The organism is Microcystis sp. M083S1 (assembly GCF_020246405.1).
GTDB lineage: Bacteria > Cyanobacteriota > Cyanobacteriia > Cyanobacteriales > Microcystaceae > Microcystis > Microcystis aeruginosa_C.
On record NZ_JADBTB010000066.1, the window covers coordinates 1 to 17,894 of the forward strand.

At 40.5% G+C, this 17,894-nt stretch carries 26 protein-coding genes and 2 pseudogenes; 7 read left to right on the forward strand and 21 right to left on the reverse strand.

Annotated features, from left to right (window positions below; all coding sequences use genetic code 11):
- Window positions 1–100: 100 nt before the first annotated feature.
- Window positions 101–397: a polyhydroxyalkanoate biosynthesis repressor PhaR gene (locus tag IM450_RS06050; RefSeq protein ID WP_147069333.1), complete on the forward strand. Its 297-nt coding sequence runs from the start codon at window positions 101–103 to the stop codon at window positions 395–397.
- A gap of 113 nt (window positions 398–510) precedes the next feature.
- Window positions 511–828, forward strand: a complete 318-nt coding sequence (locus IM450_RS06055) for a polyhydroxyalkanoate biosynthesis repressor PhaR (RefSeq protein WP_104396203.1) — start codon at window positions 511–513, stop codon at window positions 826–828.
- 62 nt (window positions 829–890) lie between these two features.
- On the opposite strand, the gene mnmE is transcribed toward IM450_RS06055, so the two are convergent.
- Window positions 891–2,264, reverse strand: a complete 1,374-nt coding sequence (gene mnmE / locus IM450_RS06060; RefSeq protein WP_287669792.1) for a tRNA uridine-5-carboxymethylaminomethyl(34) synthesis GTPase MnmE — start codon at window positions 2,262–2,264, stop codon at window positions 891–893.
- Between the two features lie 53 nt (window positions 2,265–2,317).
- Here mnmE and IM450_RS06065 point away from each other — a divergent pair, with 53 nt between their 5' ends.
- Window positions 2,318–2,851, forward strand: coding sequence for a DUF2062 domain-containing protein (locus IM450_RS06065; protein WP_002803625.1), 534 nt, complete (start codon window positions 2,318–2,320; stop codon window positions 2,849–2,851).
- Between the two features lie 295 nt (window positions 2,852–3,146).
- Here the strand turns inward: IM450_RS06065 and IM450_RS06070 are convergent, their stop codons facing one another.
- The 18 genes and pseudogenes from IM450_RS06070 to IM450_RS06155 form a co-directional block, all read right to left on the reverse strand.
- Window positions 3,147–3,545: a HEPN domain-containing protein gene (locus IM450_RS06070; RefSeq protein WP_002736237.1), complete on the reverse strand. Its 399-nt coding sequence runs from the start codon at window positions 3,543–3,545 to the stop codon at window positions 3,147–3,149.
- On the reverse strand, window positions 3,542–3,856 hold the full coding sequence (locus IM450_RS06075) for a nucleotidyltransferase domain-containing protein (RefSeq protein WP_002737075.1): 315 nt from the start codon (window positions 3,854–3,856) through the stop codon (window positions 3,542–3,544). The genes IM450_RS06070 and IM450_RS06075 overlap by 4 nt, the downstream gene beginning before the upstream one ends.
- Window positions 3,857–4,034: 178 nt before the next feature.
- Window positions 4,035–4,343: a tetratricopeptide repeat protein gene (locus tag IM450_RS22450; RefSeq protein WP_353736991.1), complete on the reverse strand. Its 309-nt coding sequence runs from the start codon at window positions 4,341–4,343 to the stop codon at window positions 4,035–4,037.
- 23 nt (window positions 4,344–4,366) lie between these two features.
- Window positions 4,367–4,624: a ParE family toxin-like protein gene (locus IM450_RS06085; RefSeq protein ID WP_002737575.1), complete on the reverse strand. Its 258-nt coding sequence runs from the start codon at window positions 4,622–4,624 to the stop codon at window positions 4,367–4,369.
- Window positions 4,602–4,823: a hypothetical protein gene (locus IM450_RS06090; RefSeq protein WP_002736659.1), complete on the reverse strand. Its 222-nt coding sequence runs from the start codon at window positions 4,821–4,823 to the stop codon at window positions 4,602–4,604. Before IM450_RS06090 ends, IM450_RS06085 begins: the two co-directional genes overlap by 23 nt.
- Window positions 4,824–5,015: 192 nt before the next feature.
- Window positions 5,016–5,365: pseudogene (locus IM450_RS06095) on the reverse strand (tetratricopeptide repeat protein); the annotation flags it as partial.
- A gap of 13 nt (window positions 5,366–5,378) precedes the next feature.
- Window positions 5,379–5,819 carry an HNH endonuclease gene (locus IM450_RS06100; protein ID WP_002770066.1) on the reverse strand — a complete coding sequence of 147 codons (441 nt, stop codon included), beginning with the start codon at window positions 5,817–5,819 and terminating at the stop codon, window positions 5,379–5,381.
- A gap of 1 nt (window position 5,820) precedes the next feature.
- Window positions 5,821–6,078 carry a hypothetical protein gene (locus IM450_RS06105; protein ID WP_072928049.1) on the reverse strand — a complete coding sequence of 86 codons (258 nt, stop codon included), beginning with the start codon at window positions 6,076–6,078 and terminating at the stop codon, window positions 5,821–5,823.
- A complete protein-coding gene (locus tag IM450_RS06110; protein WP_260441947.1) occupies window positions 6,044–6,295 on the reverse strand; it encodes a hypothetical protein in 252 nt (83 codons plus the stop codon). The genes IM450_RS06105 and IM450_RS06110 overlap by 35 nt, the downstream gene beginning before the upstream one ends.
- A gap of 228 nt (window positions 6,296–6,523) precedes the next feature.
- A complete protein-coding gene (locus IM450_RS06115; RefSeq protein WP_287720604.1) occupies window positions 6,524–7,555 on the reverse strand; it encodes a tetratricopeptide repeat protein in 1,032 nt (343 codons plus the stop codon).
- Between the two features lie 36 nt (window positions 7,556–7,591).
- Window positions 7,592–9,112 carry a tetratricopeptide repeat protein gene (locus tag IM450_RS06120; protein WP_287669798.1) on the reverse strand — a complete coding sequence of 507 codons (1,521 nt, stop codon included), beginning with the start codon at window positions 9,110–9,112 and terminating at the stop codon, window positions 7,592–7,594.
- Complete coding sequence (locus IM450_RS06125; RefSeq protein ID WP_287669800.1) at window positions 9,093–10,466, reverse strand: NB-ARC domain-containing protein; 1,374 nt, start codon at window positions 10,464–10,466, stop codon at window positions 9,093–9,095. The genes IM450_RS06120 and IM450_RS06125 overlap by 20 nt, the downstream gene beginning before the upstream one ends.
- A gap of 17 nt (window positions 10,467–10,483) precedes the next feature.
- Window positions 10,484–10,921, reverse strand: coding sequence for a hypothetical protein (locus tag IM450_RS06130; protein WP_287669802.1), 438 nt, complete (start codon window positions 10,919–10,921; stop codon window positions 10,484–10,486).
- A 244-nt stretch (window positions 10,922–11,165) separates the two neighbouring features.
- Window positions 11,166–11,768, reverse strand: coding sequence for a DUF3782 domain-containing protein (locus IM450_RS06135; protein WP_287669804.1), 603 nt, complete (start codon window positions 11,766–11,768; stop codon window positions 11,166–11,168).
- 728 nt (window positions 11,769–12,496) lie between these two features.
- Window positions 12,497–12,667, reverse strand: a pseudogene (locus IM450_RS06140) (clan AA aspartic protease); the annotation flags it as partial.
- A 5-nt stretch (window positions 12,668–12,672) separates the two neighbouring features.
- Window positions 12,673–12,948 (reverse strand): hypothetical protein, encoded by a 276-nt coding sequence (locus tag IM450_RS06145; protein WP_287669806.1) that lies wholly within the window; start codon window positions 12,946–12,948, stop codon window positions 12,673–12,675.
- Window positions 12,949–13,263: 315 nt separating this feature from the next.
- Window positions 13,264–13,476: a type II toxin-antitoxin system HicA family toxin gene (locus tag IM450_RS06150; protein ID WP_079209785.1), complete on the reverse strand. Its 213-nt coding sequence runs from the start codon at window positions 13,474–13,476 to the stop codon at window positions 13,264–13,266.
- 2 nt (window positions 13,477–13,478) lie between these two features.
- Window positions 13,479–13,676 (reverse strand): type II toxin-antitoxin system HicB family antitoxin, encoded by a 198-nt coding sequence (locus tag IM450_RS06155; protein WP_002738180.1) that lies wholly within the window; start codon window positions 13,674–13,676, stop codon window positions 13,479–13,481.
- 199 nt (window positions 13,677–13,875) lie between these two features.
- Here IM450_RS06155 and IM450_RS06160 point away from each other — a divergent pair, with 199 nt between their 5' ends.
- Both IM450_RS06160 and IM450_RS06165 read left to right on the forward strand, forming a co-directional pair.
- On the forward strand, window positions 13,876–14,094 hold the full coding sequence (locus tag IM450_RS06160) for a hypothetical protein (RefSeq protein WP_002753442.1): 219 nt from the start codon (window positions 13,876–13,878) through the stop codon (window positions 14,092–14,094).
- Window positions 14,087–14,479 (forward strand): hypothetical protein, encoded by a 393-nt coding sequence (locus IM450_RS06165; protein ID WP_002753443.1) that lies wholly within the window; start codon window positions 14,087–14,089, stop codon window positions 14,477–14,479. The genes IM450_RS06160 and IM450_RS06165 overlap by 8 nt, the downstream gene beginning before the upstream one ends.
- Before the next feature lie 231 nt (window positions 14,480–14,710).
- On the opposite strand, the gene IM450_RS06170 is transcribed toward IM450_RS06165, so the two are convergent.
- Window positions 14,711–15,217 carry a GUN4 domain-containing protein gene (locus IM450_RS06170; protein WP_287669809.1) on the reverse strand — a complete coding sequence of 169 codons (507 nt, stop codon included), beginning with the start codon at window positions 15,215–15,217 and terminating at the stop codon, window positions 14,711–14,713.
- A 44-nt stretch (window positions 15,218–15,261) separates the two neighbouring features.
- On the opposite strand from IM450_RS06170, the gene IM450_RS06175 reads away from it, so the two are divergent.
- Window positions 15,262–15,504, forward strand: coding sequence for a hypothetical protein (locus IM450_RS06175; protein WP_287669811.1), 243 nt, complete (start codon window positions 15,262–15,264; stop codon window positions 15,502–15,504).
- A 3-nt stretch (window positions 15,505–15,507) separates the two neighbouring features.
- On the opposite strand, the gene IM450_RS06180 is transcribed toward IM450_RS06175, so the two are convergent.
- Window positions 15,508–16,362: a universal stress protein gene (locus IM450_RS06180; RefSeq protein ID WP_002803408.1), complete on the reverse strand. Its 855-nt coding sequence runs from the start codon at window positions 16,360–16,362 to the stop codon at window positions 15,508–15,510.
- Window positions 16,363–16,709: 347 nt separating this feature from the next.
- On the opposite strand from IM450_RS06180, the gene IM450_RS06185 reads away from it, so the two are divergent.
- Window positions 16,710–17,687 carry an alpha/beta fold hydrolase gene (locus IM450_RS06185; protein ID WP_287669813.1) on the forward strand — a complete coding sequence of 326 codons (978 nt, stop codon included), beginning with the start codon at window positions 16,710–16,712 and terminating at the stop codon, window positions 17,685–17,687.
- Window positions 17,688–17,894: the final 207 nt, after the last annotated feature.

The window sequence follows — 17,894 nt, forward strand, 5'->3', positions numbered from 1 at the left end:
CAACAAGACTACAGTTAACCGCTCCTGAAAGAAAATTTTCTTAAAGCCTAGACTTGAGATAAAATTATATCCAACCAGATGCAGTATAGGAGTTTACCAAATGTCTAACGAAACTGTTACTTATTCCCTAGAAGCTGTCCTTAAAGAAATTAAAGACAGTATCAAGGAAGTTAGTCAAAAATTCGATAAGATTGATGAGCGCTTGACCAAAGTAGAAATAGGAATAGCCGATCTCAAAGGGGATATTAAAGTTTTAGACGGGAAAATCGAAGGCATCGACAATCGGCTAAAATCAGTGGAAGGAACCCAAAAAAATCAGGTCTGGACATTGATTATCCTTTTGGGAAGTGCCATTATTACGGCCGCTTGGAAAGTCTTTTTTTCTGGCAATATCTGAGTTCTCCAATCCTCAACAAAACTACAGTTAACCGCTCCTGAAAGAAAATTTTTTTAAAGCCTAGACTAAGATAAAATTATATTCTAACCAGATGCAGTATAGGAGTTTACCAAATGTCTAACGAAACTGTTACTTATTCCCTGGATGTCGTCCTTAAAGAAATTAAAGACAGTATCAAGGAAGTTAGCCAGAAATTCGATAAGATTGATGAACGGTTTGATCGATTAGATAATCGCTTAACAAAACTTGAGATAGGACAAGCAGATATCAAAGGGGATATTAAAGTTTTAGACGGGAAAATTGAAGGCATCGACAATCGGCTAAAATCAGTGGAAGGAACCCAAAAAAATCAGGTCTGGACATTGATTATCCTTTTGGGAAGTGCCATTATTACGGCCGCTTGGAAAGTCTTTTTTTCCAGTAATATCTGAGTTATACAATCCTCAACAAAACTACAGTTAACCCAACACAGTTGACCAGATTTCCTCATTGCTTATTTACCAATACAAAAACGGCTAAAAATGCGATCAAGTACCGATTCAGTCACTTCTTCGCCGGTAATTTCTCCTAAGGATTGAATGGCAGTACGCAGATCGATCGACCAAAAATCAAAAGGCAAATTTTGGTCAATTGTGTTTTTGACCTGTTGCAAAGCAATTTTCGCCCTAGTTAAAGCGGCCGCCTGTCGTTGATTAATGGCTAAATCCAAATTTGCCGCCTGTATTTCTTGATTTTGGACAGCATTAATAATAGTTTTTTCTAACTCTTCAATACCCTGATTTTGGGCGGCGGAAAGCTTGACAACTCGCTCAATTTCTGCTGGATAAATTACCGTTTCGGGATGAGCTAAATCAATTTTATTAATCACTAAAATTAATCGGCGATCGCTGACAGAGCGATAAATTTCCTCGTCCTCTTCGGTCCATCCGGACTCTGCCGAAACGGTTAAGAGAACTAAATCAGCAGACCGGGCCGTTTGGCGGGAACGTTCCACCCCAATTTGTTCGACTCGATCGCTGGCCGAGCGAATTCCAGCCGTATCGAGGACTTGTACGGGGATTCCCGCCACAACTAGCTGAGATTCGACGATATCGCGGGTAGTGCCAGGTAAATCGGTGACAATCGCTCGATCGCTCCGACTCCAAGCATTTAACAAACTGGATTTACCCACATTCGGCCGTCCCACGATCGCCACTTTCAGACCACTACGCAGCAATTCCCCGCGCTCGGCGGTGGCTAAAATTAAATTTACTTGACAAAAAACCTGTTCTATGCTATGGAGAACCGCCTCGTGATCCAAGGGCGGTAAATCCTCTTCAAAGTCAATACGGGCCTCAATTTCGGCCAAAATATCGAGACAGGTGGCACGCAAATGCCGAATCGGTTGCGCGAGTTTTCCCTGTAAACCAGCGAGGGCAAATTGTGCCGCTTGGGGAGAACGCGCCCCAACGAGATCGACGACGCTTTCGGCTTGAGTTAGGTCAATTCTGCCGTTAAGAAAGGCACGCAGGCTAAATTCCCCCGCTTGGGCCAAACGCGCCCCATTTTCTAGACATAACTGTAACACCTGTTGTACGGGCATAATGCCGCCATGACAGTGAAATTCCACCACATCCTCGCGGGTGAAAGAGCGGGGCGCTAACATGAGCAACAGCAAAGCTTCATCGATAATTGCCTGACTTTGGGGATGCCGGATATAACCGTAGAGAAGACGATGACTTTGCCATTTTTGACGATTGCGGGTATGGAAAAGCCGACGAGCGATCGCCACTGCCTGACTACCGGATAAACGGACAATACCGATGCTACCCTGTTCTGGAACGATCGCCGTAGCGATGGCGGCGATCGTATCCCCTGTGTTCAACATCTCTGAATCACTCCTTGCTAAAATTGAAGTCAGGATCAATTTTGTCAGCATTTATGCCCGAAAATATGCGCTCACGGTCATTAAAAGCGAAAAATAAAGGGAATAACCTAATTAATCGTCTGACGCGCTCCTGTCGCTACTGGTGGATTCGCTTGGTGCGATTGCAGGGACATCCGATCGAAATCGCTCGCGGGTTAGCGGTGGGGGTGTTTTCTGGGGCTTTTCCTTGGATGGGATTACAGATCATTATTGCGATTTTTTTAGCTTTCTGTGTGCGGGGCAATAAAATTGCGGCAGCGGCAGCCACTTGGGTGAGTAATCCTTTTACCTATATTCCCCTGTTTTTGTTTAATTATAAATTGGGAGAATTGTTTTTAGGTCAAGGAAATCAAGCGATCGATAGTCGTATTTTTGCCTCTAACCAAAGTTGGGCGGAAAATTGGGCAAGTTTGAGCGGTGAATTTTTATTAACGCTATTTTTTGGCAGTTTGATTACAGGTCTGTTGGCGAGCATTATCACTTATTTTGTTAGTTATCGTCTCCTCAGTCAATGGCATCACCGGCGACAAACAAGGAGAAAACGCTGATAAATTGTCACCGTTCGGGGGGGACAAAATCTGGTAATCTAAGAGGCATCGATGAGAAGCACCTACGGTAATCCCATAATAAGTCTAAACTGTTATTTGAATGATTGAATGAATACTATGATTGTGTTGTATTCAGCAAGTCTTCATCAATGATCAATTATAGTCCATCCCATAATCCCATCAATCACAGTTAAGACGATGGATGTGACTGTCGCATCATTTGTAAATTATTACGAATCATTTGTGTATTGAGATGCTCTTTACTTAATGTATTGCCATACAATACTTTTGTCATTTAATCAGTAGGAAGCAGATCTGAAATTATATTTAAAAAATCTCTCACTTTTGCAATAAAAGGAAGAACTTGTAATTCATCAAAATCTGCAAAGTCTGTATAATCTGCTTCGAGACGGTATTCAAACAATTCGTTATAAACTGCACCAAAGTCTTTTGAAATAATTTCGCTACGGATGTAGTTTTTGTTGAAGAGACTACGGACACCTGTATGTTTTGGAGATGAGAGATTATCATAAGCAAGTAAAGCCGTAACAGCATAAAAGCAACTATAGTACAGACGATTGATACAACTATTCCATCTTGCACCATCAGCAAGAGAACAAGCATCTTGATAAGCTTCCTCTGCACGATTTAAACGATACCTAATTAGTTGATCGTGAGGGGAATTTTTACTCATAGCATAATAGCTTCTTTGTTAACTGATTGCCAGAAAGGAGTAGTTTGTAATAAGGGATGTTCCCATTGATTTTTGCTGCGAACAATGGTACAAATAACTTCTTCTGTTTCCCATTCGATTTCATAAATTTGACGACGGATTTGAGATGTGCGAGTAGGGTTAGTGATCCCATCAACTAATACTAATATATCCCAATCAGAGTCTGGTTGAGCATCGTTTCGCGCCCGTGAACCATAAAGAAATATTTGCGCTTGTGGTTCGATCGCTTGTACTGCTTGTTTAATTTTATTGAGTAATAGTTGTTTGTCCATGATTTTTTATTACCTTTTTGTACTGCAAAACAATATTAACAATATAGTCCATCCCATAATCCCATAATAAGTCTAAACTGTTATTTGAATGATTGAATGAATACTATGATTGTGTTGTATTCAGCAAGTCTTCATCAATGATCAATTATAGTCCATCCCATGGTCAAATTGATCACAGTTAAGACGATGGATGTTGCTGTTGTCGCAGCGTTTGTAAGTTTTCCCGAATCTTAACAGTAGCAGGATGATTCTCCCCTAAAGCTTGCTCGGCTATGTCTAAAGCTTGCTGGTAGAGTGGTTCAGCTTCCGCGTACCTTCCTTGAGAGTGGTAGAGTTTTGCTAAATTATTAAGATTTTCAGTGATATTGGGATAGTTATCGCCTTCAAAAATTTCTGGACAGTATTTTTTTTGATTTGCCAGAAATTCCTGTGAGGTAACTTCAGTAAAATAAATATTGGTGGATAATATTGCGAAATTCTTTAGGATCTAGCATGGTTAATTTTCTCCTTCTATTTAATTAACTCTTCATACTCATCATGAGAACCAATCCAAAACCAGTAATAATCTTCACCTTTTTTCAATGCTAAAGCTCTATAATTCTCAGTTATTCGGACTGACCAGACATTTTTCCCTACTTTCTTGAAATGTAATGATCGATGGAAAACATTACTAATCCAGAGACGATAGGCTTTTTTTGCCTGTTGCTTAATGTAGGGAGGTAAGTTGGCATAACATTGCCAAAAATCAGGAGTTGTTAAGGATTTCATCTAAAGGCTTAACTTGATTGTTACTGATATCATTGTTGACTTTTTGTAATAGTCGATCGAGTTTCCCTGATTCGAGATCGTTTTTTATCTGTTTGTCCCAACTATCATCAAGATAGTCTTGTAACCAAGCTGATAATTGATGGATTTCTTCGTCAGGCAACTGGAGAATCGCGGATTCAATATCTTTGAGTGTAGTCATGATTGTTTGGTTGATTGAAGGTGATTGTATTATTTTATATTGTTGTATTATCGGATGGGTTAATAACCCATCCTACGGGAGCTATTATTTGAATGATTGAATGAATACTATGATTGTGTTGCATTCAGCAGGCTTTCATCAATAATCAATCATAGTCCATCCCATAATCACATAAATTACAGTTAAGACTCTTTACCTAATAAAGCGACGCACTAGCCACCGAGTGAGCATCCATAGCAAATAAAACGGCATCCATAGAATAACTATAGGAATAACTATAATCCACCGCAACCAAGTTAAAGAAGTAAATTTTTGCTGTAGTCGCATTATTTGTAAATTATTACGAAACGTTTTTGTATTAGGATGATTCTCCCCTAAAGCTTGCTCGGCAATTGCTAAAGCTTGTAAATAGAGGGGTTCTGCTTCTGTGTACCTGCCTAAAAATAGTACAAATGCACCAAATTGTTGAGGGAAAGTGTCACATCAGGATGATTGTCTTCTAAGAGTCGTTTTTTCAATTCTAATGCTTGTGGAGAGAGAGGTTATGAAATAAATTTAAAGAAGTCTTTGTTTTGCAGAAACAGGTGGATATTTAGCAATTTCTATTAATAATTGTCGCTCTTGTAAGCGTTCTTTGTTATTGAAATCTAAAATTCTAGCTGTCACGTTACCAATATCAGTAATGGGTTGGATAAAAGCTTCTTTAAGTTGAAAATGTTCTTTCCACAAGTCTCGACGCGGGTTAAAAAAACGGACAAGTTCTCCAGTTTCCCAATTAATTGAGCCTAAATCTGTACCTTTTTGTAAATTGCAAAAAATACAGGCGTAGCACAAATTATCAGCCGAAGTTGCTCCCCCATGTTTAAAACTAATGATATGATCCACCTGACAGCCAGATACCCTATCAGAAGCAGAAATTAAGCAATATTCACAGAGAAAATCGGCACGTTCAGCAACTAATTTTCGCAATTCTAAACTAATGTAAGGTCGAGCCATTTTAGTTAGCTCCATTGAGATATTGGTGAGCTTTTGCTTTTGCTAGGGTCATAATATGTTCTAGCATTAAATAAGCATCGAGTTCCTGTTTTTCCTCTTGGGTAAGTTCATTATTTTTAGCGTTATAAATTAGGTCTTCTAGCCGATTTTGAGCGGTATCGGAAAGATGAAAGTTAATCACCGATTGGGGGGTGGTTCCCCTTGCGATTAGTTCAATAATTTCGTTATAGACTTTGATGGTTTGAGTTGTTGTATTCATGATGTTGTTTGAATTGAGTTTGTTTTAATCCTAAACGTTGATAAACCTCGGCGGAGGTCATTCCTTTCTTTCCTGCTTCGCGTCTTTGTTTTATTGCTAATAGGCGTTGTTTCACTTCTTCTTTAAGGGTTTTTCCTTCATCGGGATCACCAAAGTAAGATTCTAAGGTTTCGTCAATTGTGTTTTCAATTAACGCTTTTAATTCTTCGGAGTTCATGTCTTTAATTTGCATAGTTAAATTATCTGCTTTTTGTTATGGTTTATTACATTATAAGTCTAAACTATGATTGGAATGATTGAATGAATGAATACTATGATTGCTGTTGTCGCATCATTTGTAAATTTTTACGAGTCGTTGTTGTCTTTTAATATTCATTATTTACTGCATGGCTCTGTAATGTTTTTGTATTATAACATAATGGATTATTTCGGCTAAAGTAGTGTGTTAGGATTCTGGCTGTAGTTTTTTGTCAGAAATTTGGGAAAGCATTGAGAAGTAATTTGTAATAGCTATTTGCGTATTGGTATGGTTTGTATCGAAAGTTTGATTAGTGATAGTAATTGCTTTTCGATAAAGAGGTTCTGCTTCTTCGTATCTTCCTTGACTACGATAAAGTTCTGCCAGATTGTTGAGGCTTATTGCAATGTCAGGATGATTTACTCCTAATAAATTCTCTCTGATAGATAGAGATCGCTGATAGAGAGGTTCCGCCTCTTCATATTTCCCTTGGGCATAATAAAATGCAGCGATATTGTTGAGGCTTATTGCAATTTCAGGATGATTTATCCCTAATAAATTCTCTTTGATGGATAGAGATCGCTGATAAAGAGGTTCCGCTTCTTCGTATTTCCCTTGAAATACATAAAGTGCTGCCAGATTGTTGAGATTAGTGGCAACGTGGGGATGATTTTCTCCTAATTGTTTTTCCAAAATTATAAGAGATCTTATATAAAGAGATTCTGCTTCTTCGTGTTTCTCTTGGCTATAGTAAAGTTCAGCTAAATTGTTGAGGCTAATAGCAACAGAAGGATGCTCTGATCCTAATTGATTTTCACTAATAGCTAGTGATCGCTGATAAAGGAGTTCTGCTTCTTTGTATTTCTCTTGGTCACTGTAAAGTACTGCCAGATTATTAAGCGCAGTGGCTAAGGTAGAATGTGCATTGCCTATTCGTTGTTCTATTTGGTTAGGACATTGCTCAAAATAGGGACTTGCTTCACGATAGAGTCCTTGACCTTTATAAAAGCGACCCAAACCAACAAAAGGCCAAATTAAATCCTCATCATCCAGCCATTCGATTAAGTTATCGGTGGCAACCTTGATGTGTTCAATAGAAGGTTCAAAAATAGCAATATTTTCTAAAGTTGGTGTTTCAGGAATGATTTGAGAAATTTCAATCATTATCTTAACAAAGGCTCGTTTTAGTTGGTCTGCCTCGGTTTCTTGCTTAACTTTAACTAAAGTCTGTTGCATCATTATCACCTTATTTTTGTCAGTTAATTAGGAGATTCATTATTCATTATCTGCTGCTCTTTGTTCTTTTAGTGTCTTCAAACCATCTAGAACTTTTTGAGTATTGGGATGATTTTCGCCTACTGTTGCCATCAAAATCGCTAAGGCTCTTTGGTAGAAAGGTTCAGCTTCGTTGTATCGTCCTTGTGCTTGGTAAAGTTTTGCTAAATTATTGAGACTTTGAGCAACGTCAGGATGATTCTCTCCTAATTGTTTTTCCCAGATAGTCAGTGATCGCAGATAGAGAGGCTCCGCTTCTTCATATTTCCCTTGAAATACATAAAGTGCTGCCAGATTGTTGAGATTAGTGGCAACGTGGGGATGATTTTCTCCTAATTGTTTTTCCCAGATAGCAAGAGATCGCAGATAGAGAGGTTTGGCTTCTTCGTATTTCCCTTGAAAATTATAAAGTGATGCCAGAATGTTGAGACTAGAAGCAAAATAAGGATGCTCTTCCCCTAAAGCTTTTTTATCAATTTCAAGGCATCTCAAAAGTAGAGGTTCGGCTTCGTTGTATTTCCCTTGTAATTCATAAAGTCCCGCTAAATTGCTGAGAATAGTGGCAACATTAGGATGATCGGCTCCTAATTTCTGTTCTAAGAGCGAGAGCGATTGTTGTAAGAGGGGTTCGGCCTCACTGTATTTCTCTTGGGATTTGTAAAGTGATCCGAGATTATTAAGAGCATTGGCAACGTAAGGATGGTCAACTCCCAGTTGCTTCTCCCTAATCGAAAGCGATCGCACCAAGAGAGGTTCAGCCTCGTTGTACTTACCTTGGGATTTATAAAGGCTTGCTAGACCATTGAGACTGATGGCAAGTCTGGGATGATCAGCTTCCAGTTGCTTCTCCTGAATCGAGATCGCGCGTAAATAAAAGGGTTCGGCTTCGTTGTATTTACCTTGGAAATAATAAAGTGCTGCCAAGTTATTGAGAGTTTCAGCAACGTAAGGATCGTCAGTTCCCAGTTGCTTCTCTTGAATCGAGAGTGCGCGCAAATAAAGGGGTTCGGCTTCGCTGTATTTACCTTGAGATTCGTAAACTAATGCCAGACTGTTGAGAGTGTTAGCAACATCAAGATGGTCAGTTCCCAGTTGCTTCTCCCTAATCGAAAGCGATCGCACCAAAAGAGGTTCCGCTTCTGAATATTTCCCTTGAGATTCATAAAGGGAACCCAAATTATTAAGAGCACTGGTAACGGTTGGATGTTCATTGCCTAAACGCTGTTCAGTGATAGTTAAACACTGTTCAAGATAGGGAATTGCCTCTTTATAGAGTCCTTGTTCTCTATAAAATTTACTTAAACCATTAAAAGGCCAAAATAAATCTTCATCTTCTAGCCATTGATTTAAATCCTCTGTTGTAATTTTGAGGTGTTCAATTAACGGTTTAAATCTTGCAAGATCTTCTAATGTTAAGTCTTGTTTAATTTCTTGGGCAACTTCTGCCGTTACCTTAACAAAAGCTCGTTTCAGTTGATCAGCGTCAGTTTCTTGCTTAACTTTAACTAATGTTTGTGACATCTTCTTCTCCTTCTAATTTGCCTCTAAAAAACTCTCGAATTAAAGAATGTAAACGATAAGTCTGTAGATCAATATTTTGGCAGAGATGAAAACGGAGCAGTTTTGCCCTCGCCAATTCTAATTCATCAAGATCAAACTCGCCTTTTTCAGGATACATTAAATAATATTTTTGCTCAACTCGTTCTGCTAACTCCCAAGGAATCGGTGCATTAGCAAACAAACTTAATAATTTGCCCAAATGTTGACTCGACTCATCCAACAAATCCCAACTCAAATTAAAAGCAGATTCCACCCCTAACTTAGCCGTAGAAGTTCGAGTTTCTTCCTCAATTTCTAGAGCCTTATGTTTGAGAGCTTGACGTTTTTTCGCTTTTTCCTGTAAACGGAACAATAAAGTAGATAAAGATAAGTCTGGAACCTCATTCAAATAACGCCCCACTAACTCTAATCCTAATGGCAAAAACTCTAACCAGCGACAAAGCGTTTCCGCGATTTCTGGCTCTTTAATGATGCGTTCCTTGCCAATAATAAATTCTAATAACTCTAACGCATTTTCCAAACTCAAAACTTCTAAAGGGATTGTTTGAATCGGAGAACCAAACTTTAACCGCGTAGTCATCAAGACCTTAAAACGAGAATCTTTCGGCGGTAGGTAGGGTTCAATCATAGGATAATTGACCACATCATCCAAAATAATCAACACATTCCCTGATCGCCAATTACGCCAGCAAAAAGAAACCTGATCCTCAATTTTATCTATCCAATCAGGAATTTTAAGCTCGATTTTTGCCTTAGCAAAACTAACAATTTGAATACCAATATTGACATCTCTAGCAAATAACCAACATAAGCCACCCTGATAATCTTCTTGATGCAAATCAGCATACTGAATCGCCAGTTCTGTCTTCCCGACACCTCCCATCCCTGCGATCGCAGAAATCGCCACCACCTTATTTTGCTGTAACTGGTTATGTAGGGTAAGAAGTTCATCTTCCCTTCCTACAAACTTAGTCACACCACTACGGGGAATATTCTCAGGAATACCTACAGGTTGCAATGACTTCAATAAATCCTCTAAAGCTTCTCGCAAAACCTCTTGCAAAGTCTCCCGATTAACATCATTTAAGTGAATCCCAATATTGGCAATTCCACCCGTCACCAAAGTTTGAAACCCCTTTGCATCTCCTTTGTTAATCTGAACTAACCGACGATCATCTTGAATTGCCTCAGTTAATTGTGAATTAGCATCAATGTTGGTTTTGACCAACGCCACCAATCGAGCGAGATCCGCTTGGGGATTATCTTGCAGGATTTCCGCCGTCAATTGGCAAAGTTCAGAAATTAGGTCAGTCATTGACAATAAGCCTCGATTTAAGTTTTAGGTTGTTGACCTTGGTCAATGTGAATCTCTCCAATATAGGCAGTTCCCCCCTCAACTTTTGTCTGCCAACCTTTAGCATTATCAGAGATATTTTGAATCATGCTACTGTTATCCTGAATTTTACCCGCTTGGATTGTCTGCGCTAAAACCTTTAACTCTTTCGCAAAATCAGGGTCTTCATCCAAAATCACATCCAAATTTTTAGTCAAGGTTTCAACCGCTTTACTATCACCCCTCTCAACCTTAGCCAATGCTTCATCAACTTTAGGAGATTTTCCTGTTAAGCGAGTTTTGATTTTTTCCCATAAAATGGGAATCTTAGCCAAAGCTTCAGCCGTAAACCGTTTCGCTAAATCCCCCGTCCCAGACTTCACAAACTCTTGTACTGCTAAGGTGATAAGTAAACCTGCTGTTAATGGCTCAGTCATTTTTAAATTTTCCTCTAATAGTAATTCAAATTGGGTTTGAGACTCTAAACGTTTGGAGAAAAATAAAATCTCTAAATTTTCAATCTCTTCACTCTCACCGATTCAAACAAGCGACAATTTCATCGCCAATCTCCTCAGATTTCTGTTCAGGATATCCTAACAAAAATGGCTCTCTTGGATTTGGTGGGTAAAATGTATTCTAAGATACATTTCTCCTAGCGAGGGGGTGGAATGAAAGCTAAACCTACCAAACCCGGGGCGTAAACTCCGCATCATTTAAAATTATTACATTTTCCCCTGACTGCACCAACACAAACAAACCCTGACGACAACCATAACTCGCCACCTCATTGGGAACAATCATCGCTGCCACCGCTCCCAAAGCCTTTACATCTCGAAAACGAGGCATTAACCGCTTAAACTTAGCCAAACGTTGTAAATGCTCATCCACATCCCTTTGAGTTAACTTACTTTTGACCTCCACTAAAATGGCATCGGTATCATTCACTACCAATAGATCAATCTCTAAACCCTCATTATCCCGTTTTACCGAAATACCAGGGTGAAACTCATGGACATCAATGCCCCGCTCCTGAAACAGACGCACCACCGCAGGACGCACTTGCCACTCGACAAACTCTCCTAAACGATTGCCCAACTCCCCAATCTGCTTACTAACTCTGTTAATTTGCTTATCCGTTTCCTTGATTTGTTTATCCGTTTCTTTTTGAGCTTGGGATAACTTTTGTTGAGCTTGGGATAACTCTTGTTGGGATTGGGATAACTCTTGTTGGGATTGGGCCAATTCCTTTAGTATTGCCCGAATGTCTTCAATAGTGGCTGTCATAATGAATTTTCTCAAGTTAAAATGAAATTTTCTTTATTATAGCCCGATCGCTTTTTCTCCCTTGAAGTAACCGTTCAGGGGGTAGGGTTGATTCATGAATCAACCCTACAATGAATCAACCCTAGTTCAGGGGGTGACAAAATCTGATAATCTAAAAAGACGTAGAAAAGAGCGGCTACTGTGAAAGAGTAGTATCCATGCCTCTAGGAAAGGCAGTTCTTCTCCTTCTCTGCTGCCCCAGGAGAGTCCTTCCACAGAGTCAATGCCACTGGCGGCTTGACATCCCCCCCCTGAACGGTTACAATAAAGCTATACGCCTTATGTAAGTTAGAAGCTGGAATGGTGTAAACTCCTTCGATAGATTATCTCTCTAGTCGGAGTGTTGGACTCAAACACTTGATCCCTAATTAGGTTGTTTTAGGTCACATCAAGAGTAATACTTTATTAGGCAGCAATTCTCATTTTAAAACGATTTTGCGTTGTTTCAGCGATCTAGAGATTCGTTAAGAATTATTAACCCCTCTATGTGCAAGGGTTTTAATGTCATGAAACCTTAAAATGAGAATTGCTGCTTTATTAGGTTTCTTACAGGAAATTTTAAAGGTTTGAGCCTTCGGTAAATCTTTCGAGGTAGCCTAGTTATCATATCTCAAAAATAGCTTGAGCGATTTTTTCAGGGGATTTTCCTAATCTAAAGTAATATCCTCTGATCGCACTTCTTAATGGGATCACAATGCTTTGATCTCAACGATGCCGCCCTCAACATTATCCACCTGCAATCGATAACCGTAGAGCATCGCCATTCCGAGCAACGGCTCTGTCTCTGATGCTGCGATATCAACCTCGCGATATTGCCCATCCCAAATGACTGTTGCAGTGTAAAAATCAAACAAGACTTCGTGTATCATGAATTCTTCTTTAAGCTCCGCGAACCAAAGTGATACAGGGCAGGGTGTCCAATCCGAATTCCAAAAGGCTGGGCATCAGGGTTACGCTCAAATAGCCGATTGGTTGCAGCTACGACCGTTTCATCAACCTCAAAATCTCCGGTTTCGATGTCGATCGCGATAATTTTACCCTCATTACCCGCTTCGACTTGCTGCCGAATGCCAGACTCGTAGAGTTCTTTCCCCCGACGAGCCATCTCCTCTTTGCTGTAACGCCTTTGCCGAACTGTCATAGCCTTGCCCCATTGACTGCCTTCTCCATGTTAACCTGAACGATCTCGCTCTTTTGAATTGATAGGGTGTGTTTGGCAATCACTTAATCTTGGCGATCGATATGATGTAGCCTGTGTTAGCGTTAGCGTAACCCACGGATTTTGAACATTAGATAAGGTGCGTTCACTTCATTAACACACTCTATAAGATCGGCGTGCTGCTACGCAGTGCCTTCGGCATCGCACTCTGTTATGAGTTGATTGATGTTGGGTTTCCTTGCGTCAATCCAACCTACGGGCGAGGCGATCTGCTACGCAGTGCCTTTGGCATCGCACTCATAATAGTTGACGAAATTCTGCGACTGTCAAACCAGCATCTTGAACAATTCCACCCATTGTAAATGCCTTAATTGGATTGTGCCTTGGAAGAGCAACTTGACGCACCCCATCACTCAAGATGATATGTTTGCCTTGGCGAATGATCCGAAAGCCTACCTTCTCCAAGGCTCGTACTGCATCTAGGTGATTTACGCCAGGAATTCTAGGCATAGTTACACCTGCATTTCAATTTCACGAATTTCCCCATCTTGCAAGCGTTCTTCTAAGGCTGCAAGATACTCACGAATTGCATCTTGGATATTGGTTAATGCCTCTTCCTCAGTATCTCCCTCGGACCAACAACCGGGGAGCGCAGGAACGCCAACAGTAATTCCTTCTTCAGAACGATAAAGGACAATTTTGTATTTCATCATAAGTTCCTTCTAGATAGCACTCCATTTTAGCTTGATAGAATTATGGATGTGGGATCAAATTGTAGCAACACATGATGTGGTTCTTGTTACTCAGCACCGACCAACCTGATACGGTCGGTGTGCAACGGGATTGTTAGACCGTACCTCACAGATCGCTTATGATCAATTTATTCTCGTATATCTAGAAGTTTAAGCCATGTCACTCACTGAGTTAATTCTTCTGGTCAACAATCTGAGCCAGACAGACAAATTATCACTCTTCAAACTCCTAGCTGCACAAATCCCGGATGCTGAACTACAGGTTATCTTTTCCGCATCAGAGTATCCGATTTGGTCGCCCTACGATGCCACGGAAGCCGCCAATATTCTGATGCATATGATTCAGGATGACCGAGAGGCATCTACCCATGCCTAGTACAGTCGAATTTCCCCTTTCCGACGATGAAGCATTACCCACGATTCCCATCACTCTGAGTCATGCAGGCCTTTCTGTTTCTGCGAATGCCCTGCTGGATACCGGATCTACGGTCAATCTATTACCTTACGACATCGGGCCGCAATTGGGTGCAATTTGGGAGGAACAAACTGTCCGCTTGCCATTGGCCGGAAATCTTGCAAGGGTTGAAGCACGAGGGTTATTTGTGTATGTTCAAATTGGGAATTTGGAACCTGTTCGTCTAGCCTTTGCTTGGGCAAAAACCTCTCAGATACCCTTAATTCTTGGGCAAACGAACTTTTTTCGAGAATTTGATGTCTGTTTTCAACGATCGCGATGCACGATCGAAATTATCCGCTTCTAATAAGGGTCGATGTGTTTTGGGTGGGATCGCGCTTTTGGTTAGTGTTGATAGAGAAAAGCAATGCTGGGTTTCCTGCCGTCAACCCAGCCTACGGAGATAAACGATCGCACTTAATCTTGGCGATCAAATATGATGTAGCCTGTGTTAGCGTTAGCGTAACGCACGGATTTTGAACATTAGATAAGGTGCGTTACATTTCATTAACGCACCCTACCAGATCGGCGATCGCACTTACCAAATATCCAATAGTTTTGATAAGCCACAGGCTCTTATACGAGAAAAGATTTTCATGGCGCTACCTTGAATAGAAAAGGAAACCCAATCTTTTCCATCTGAAATATCGCCCATAAACACTCCAATTTCGATGGAGGGGAAATGACCGATAGGCGCACTTTCGTCAGGTCTTAACTTAGAACTATTAATCCATTGATCATTCATCCGCCATCCTACTTGATTGCCAAACTCCTCACGATTTTCGATCTCTTGGAGCATCTTCATTTGGGTACTGAAGCCAAAGTATCCCTGGCTATACCTAACCCAAAGTCGATCAATTGTCAGCAGATCTGTACATGGGAAATCATCAATATCTTCTTCAGTAATATCAACAGTTTTGCAGACTCGAATAAAAATATTTATAGTTTCTCCGTTAGCCTCGCTCCATTTACACGCCTTGAGTAAGTCTCTTAGACGAGTGTAGTTAATTCCTTTCTCTGACCTCAATACGGTTTCTTCAGTCATAACTTGCCATTCCGTAAAATTGTTTTGAGAAATTATCAAAGGTCTTGGGAATCACTGTAGCACAACAGACCGCGATCGCTGCCCAGGTAATTCTCAACCCACCAAAGTTAGGATTGCTCATCGAAGAAATTAAATCTCTTGAGAAGCAATTACTGAGTTTGCGGGTTGAGAGTCGAAGTTATCCCTTAAATGAGCTAATCGCCTTTAGCTCGGCTTTTATGACGATGAAAGCCATTGCCAGCAACTTAAATCAAATGAGTCAAGACTTAGCTGCCTACACCCAATAGGGGCTAAATCCCTTCTTTTCTGGCTAAAAGGACGGGACAATTGACATTAACCCGCACATAATCCGAAAGGGAAGTACCGAGAAGGCGATCGAGATCCGGTAAACTCTTAGCCACGGAAGGACGGCGATCGGGCGAACCCAACAGTAAGAGATCGACATTATAATCATCGACGAGTTTGCAGAGTTGTTCTCCCGGTTTACCCCCCGTCACCACGCAGCGATAGGGTATATTCATCCGTTTCGCTTTTGCCACTGCCGGCCCTATAATCGGGTTTTCTTCCATTTCTTTGGGGGAAGTGGGGGCAAATTCCGGTTTTAAGTCGGGGTTGACGCGGGCCAGAATTAACTCTGCTGAAGGATAATCCCGCAGGAGATAAATAGCCAGATCGAGAGCTAAATCAGCCGAGCTAGACTTATCGAGAGCTACCATCACTTTTTTGATTTTTTTGACGTAAATATCGTCTTTTACCAATAACATCGGGTGATTAGTCAGTTGAAAGACGTATTGACTGACGGAATTTTCTAGAATTGCCTCCAGTCGCTTCAGTCCTCGGGAACCCATCAGGATCAAATCAGCGCCGATTTCGTCGGCAACTTGACAGACGGTATCTTTGGGATCTCCTTGCCGCAGAATCGTGGAAACTTTGCTCGGTTCAATTTTGACTTCTTGCAGGATTTTAGTCAGCATTTGGGTTCCCTCTTCCCATTTACTGGCCAGAGCTTCGGTGGTAATCTGAGGGGGAACAACCCGGAGAATGGTAATCGACGCTTTCCGGATGGCCGGGAGATCCATTAATGCTTGTAGCATTTCTTGGGTTTGACCTGTGCCGGAATCAGCGTATAGTATTTTCTCTAGCATAAGATTAAACTCGGTCTATGATCTTAATAGTTTTCGCCAATTTTCAGCATACTGCTAATGTTGTTCTCGAAATTTAACAACTTATTAAGCGCTTTTTCTTCGGTAAATGCGATGCCGAAGGCACTGCGTAGCAGCTCGCACTTGAGGGGATTTTAAGTATTTATGCTCAATTGACTAGAAATACTTGGCTCAAAATCACGGTGTCAAGCGTTCGTTTGTATTATATTTTGGCTGCAATACTGGCGCTCTCTTTTAATCACAGCTAAATTGACCATTTAATTGATGATTATTCATGGTTAATTCTCCAGCAACCAAGAGAATTTTTTATTTTTACAAGAGGTGTAGTTATGTCTTTATCAATTCGAGTAATTCTCCTAGTAGCGACAACAGTTTATCAGACGTTATCTGTTTGGTTAGAAGAACAAAAAGCACCGCCGGGTAATTTGATTAATCTGGGTAAATATCGCCTGCATTTTTGTCTAGCAGGAGTAGCTAGTCCCACTATTATTATTGACCATAGTTTAGGGGGAATTGAGGGATATTTTTTGCTAGAAGAATTGTCACAATTAGCTAGGGTTTGTATTTATGATCGAGCGGGTTATGGTTGGAGCGATTCTAGTCCTTATCCCCGGACTAGCTACCAAATTGTTCAGGAATTAGATAAATTACTAACCCAAGCACAAATAGAACCGCCTTATATTTTAATTGGTGATTCTTTTGGCAGTTATAATGTTCGACTGTATGCTCATCTGTTCCCAGAAAAAGTAGTAGGTTTGGTACTCACCGATGGTTTACACGAGAAAGGAATGCTGAAAATGTCGCCAGCATTAAAGGCATTAAAATTATTTTTCATCTCGGGATTTTTGATGTCGATTATTGGCTCAATTTTAGGCATTATCCGAGTTTTGAGAGTTCTAGGAGTTTTTGAATTATTAAAACCAGAATTGCGTCGCTTTTCCCCAGATTCTTGTCATCGAGTTAAGCGTTCTTTCTGTCGCGCTAAACACTGGATGACGATGAGTAGAGAAATGTTTAATCTCGACCAAAGTGCTCGTCAGGTGAGTGAGGCTAACAATTTCGGTAATTTACCGATAGTTAGTGTTAAAGCTAATTCTTTTTTTAAACCTTCCCTTTGGACTCGGTTTATTCCCCTTAAAAGTGCCAACCAACTCCGGGAGGAGATGCACCTAGAATTAGGCAAATTATCCGGAGATTTTCTGCAAATACAAGCGGATAAAAGTAGTCATTTTGTCTGGATGGATCAACCAGATGTGATCATCGATGCGGTCAGAATTTTGCTTGACAAAATTAACTCTGTGTGCTAGGTAATAGGGTAAAATTAACTTCCTAGTTAGGATAGGCAAGAGGCAACAGGCAAGAGATAGTTAGATAAGTAGGTAGGCGTTAAAAATTATCAGACACCACCCTTATCAAGGGTAGGGTTGATTCATGAATCAACCCTACCTTATCAAGGGGAGCAGGGGGGATCGAACCTAAAATCCATTTTTAATTTAATTATAACCAGCTACTTA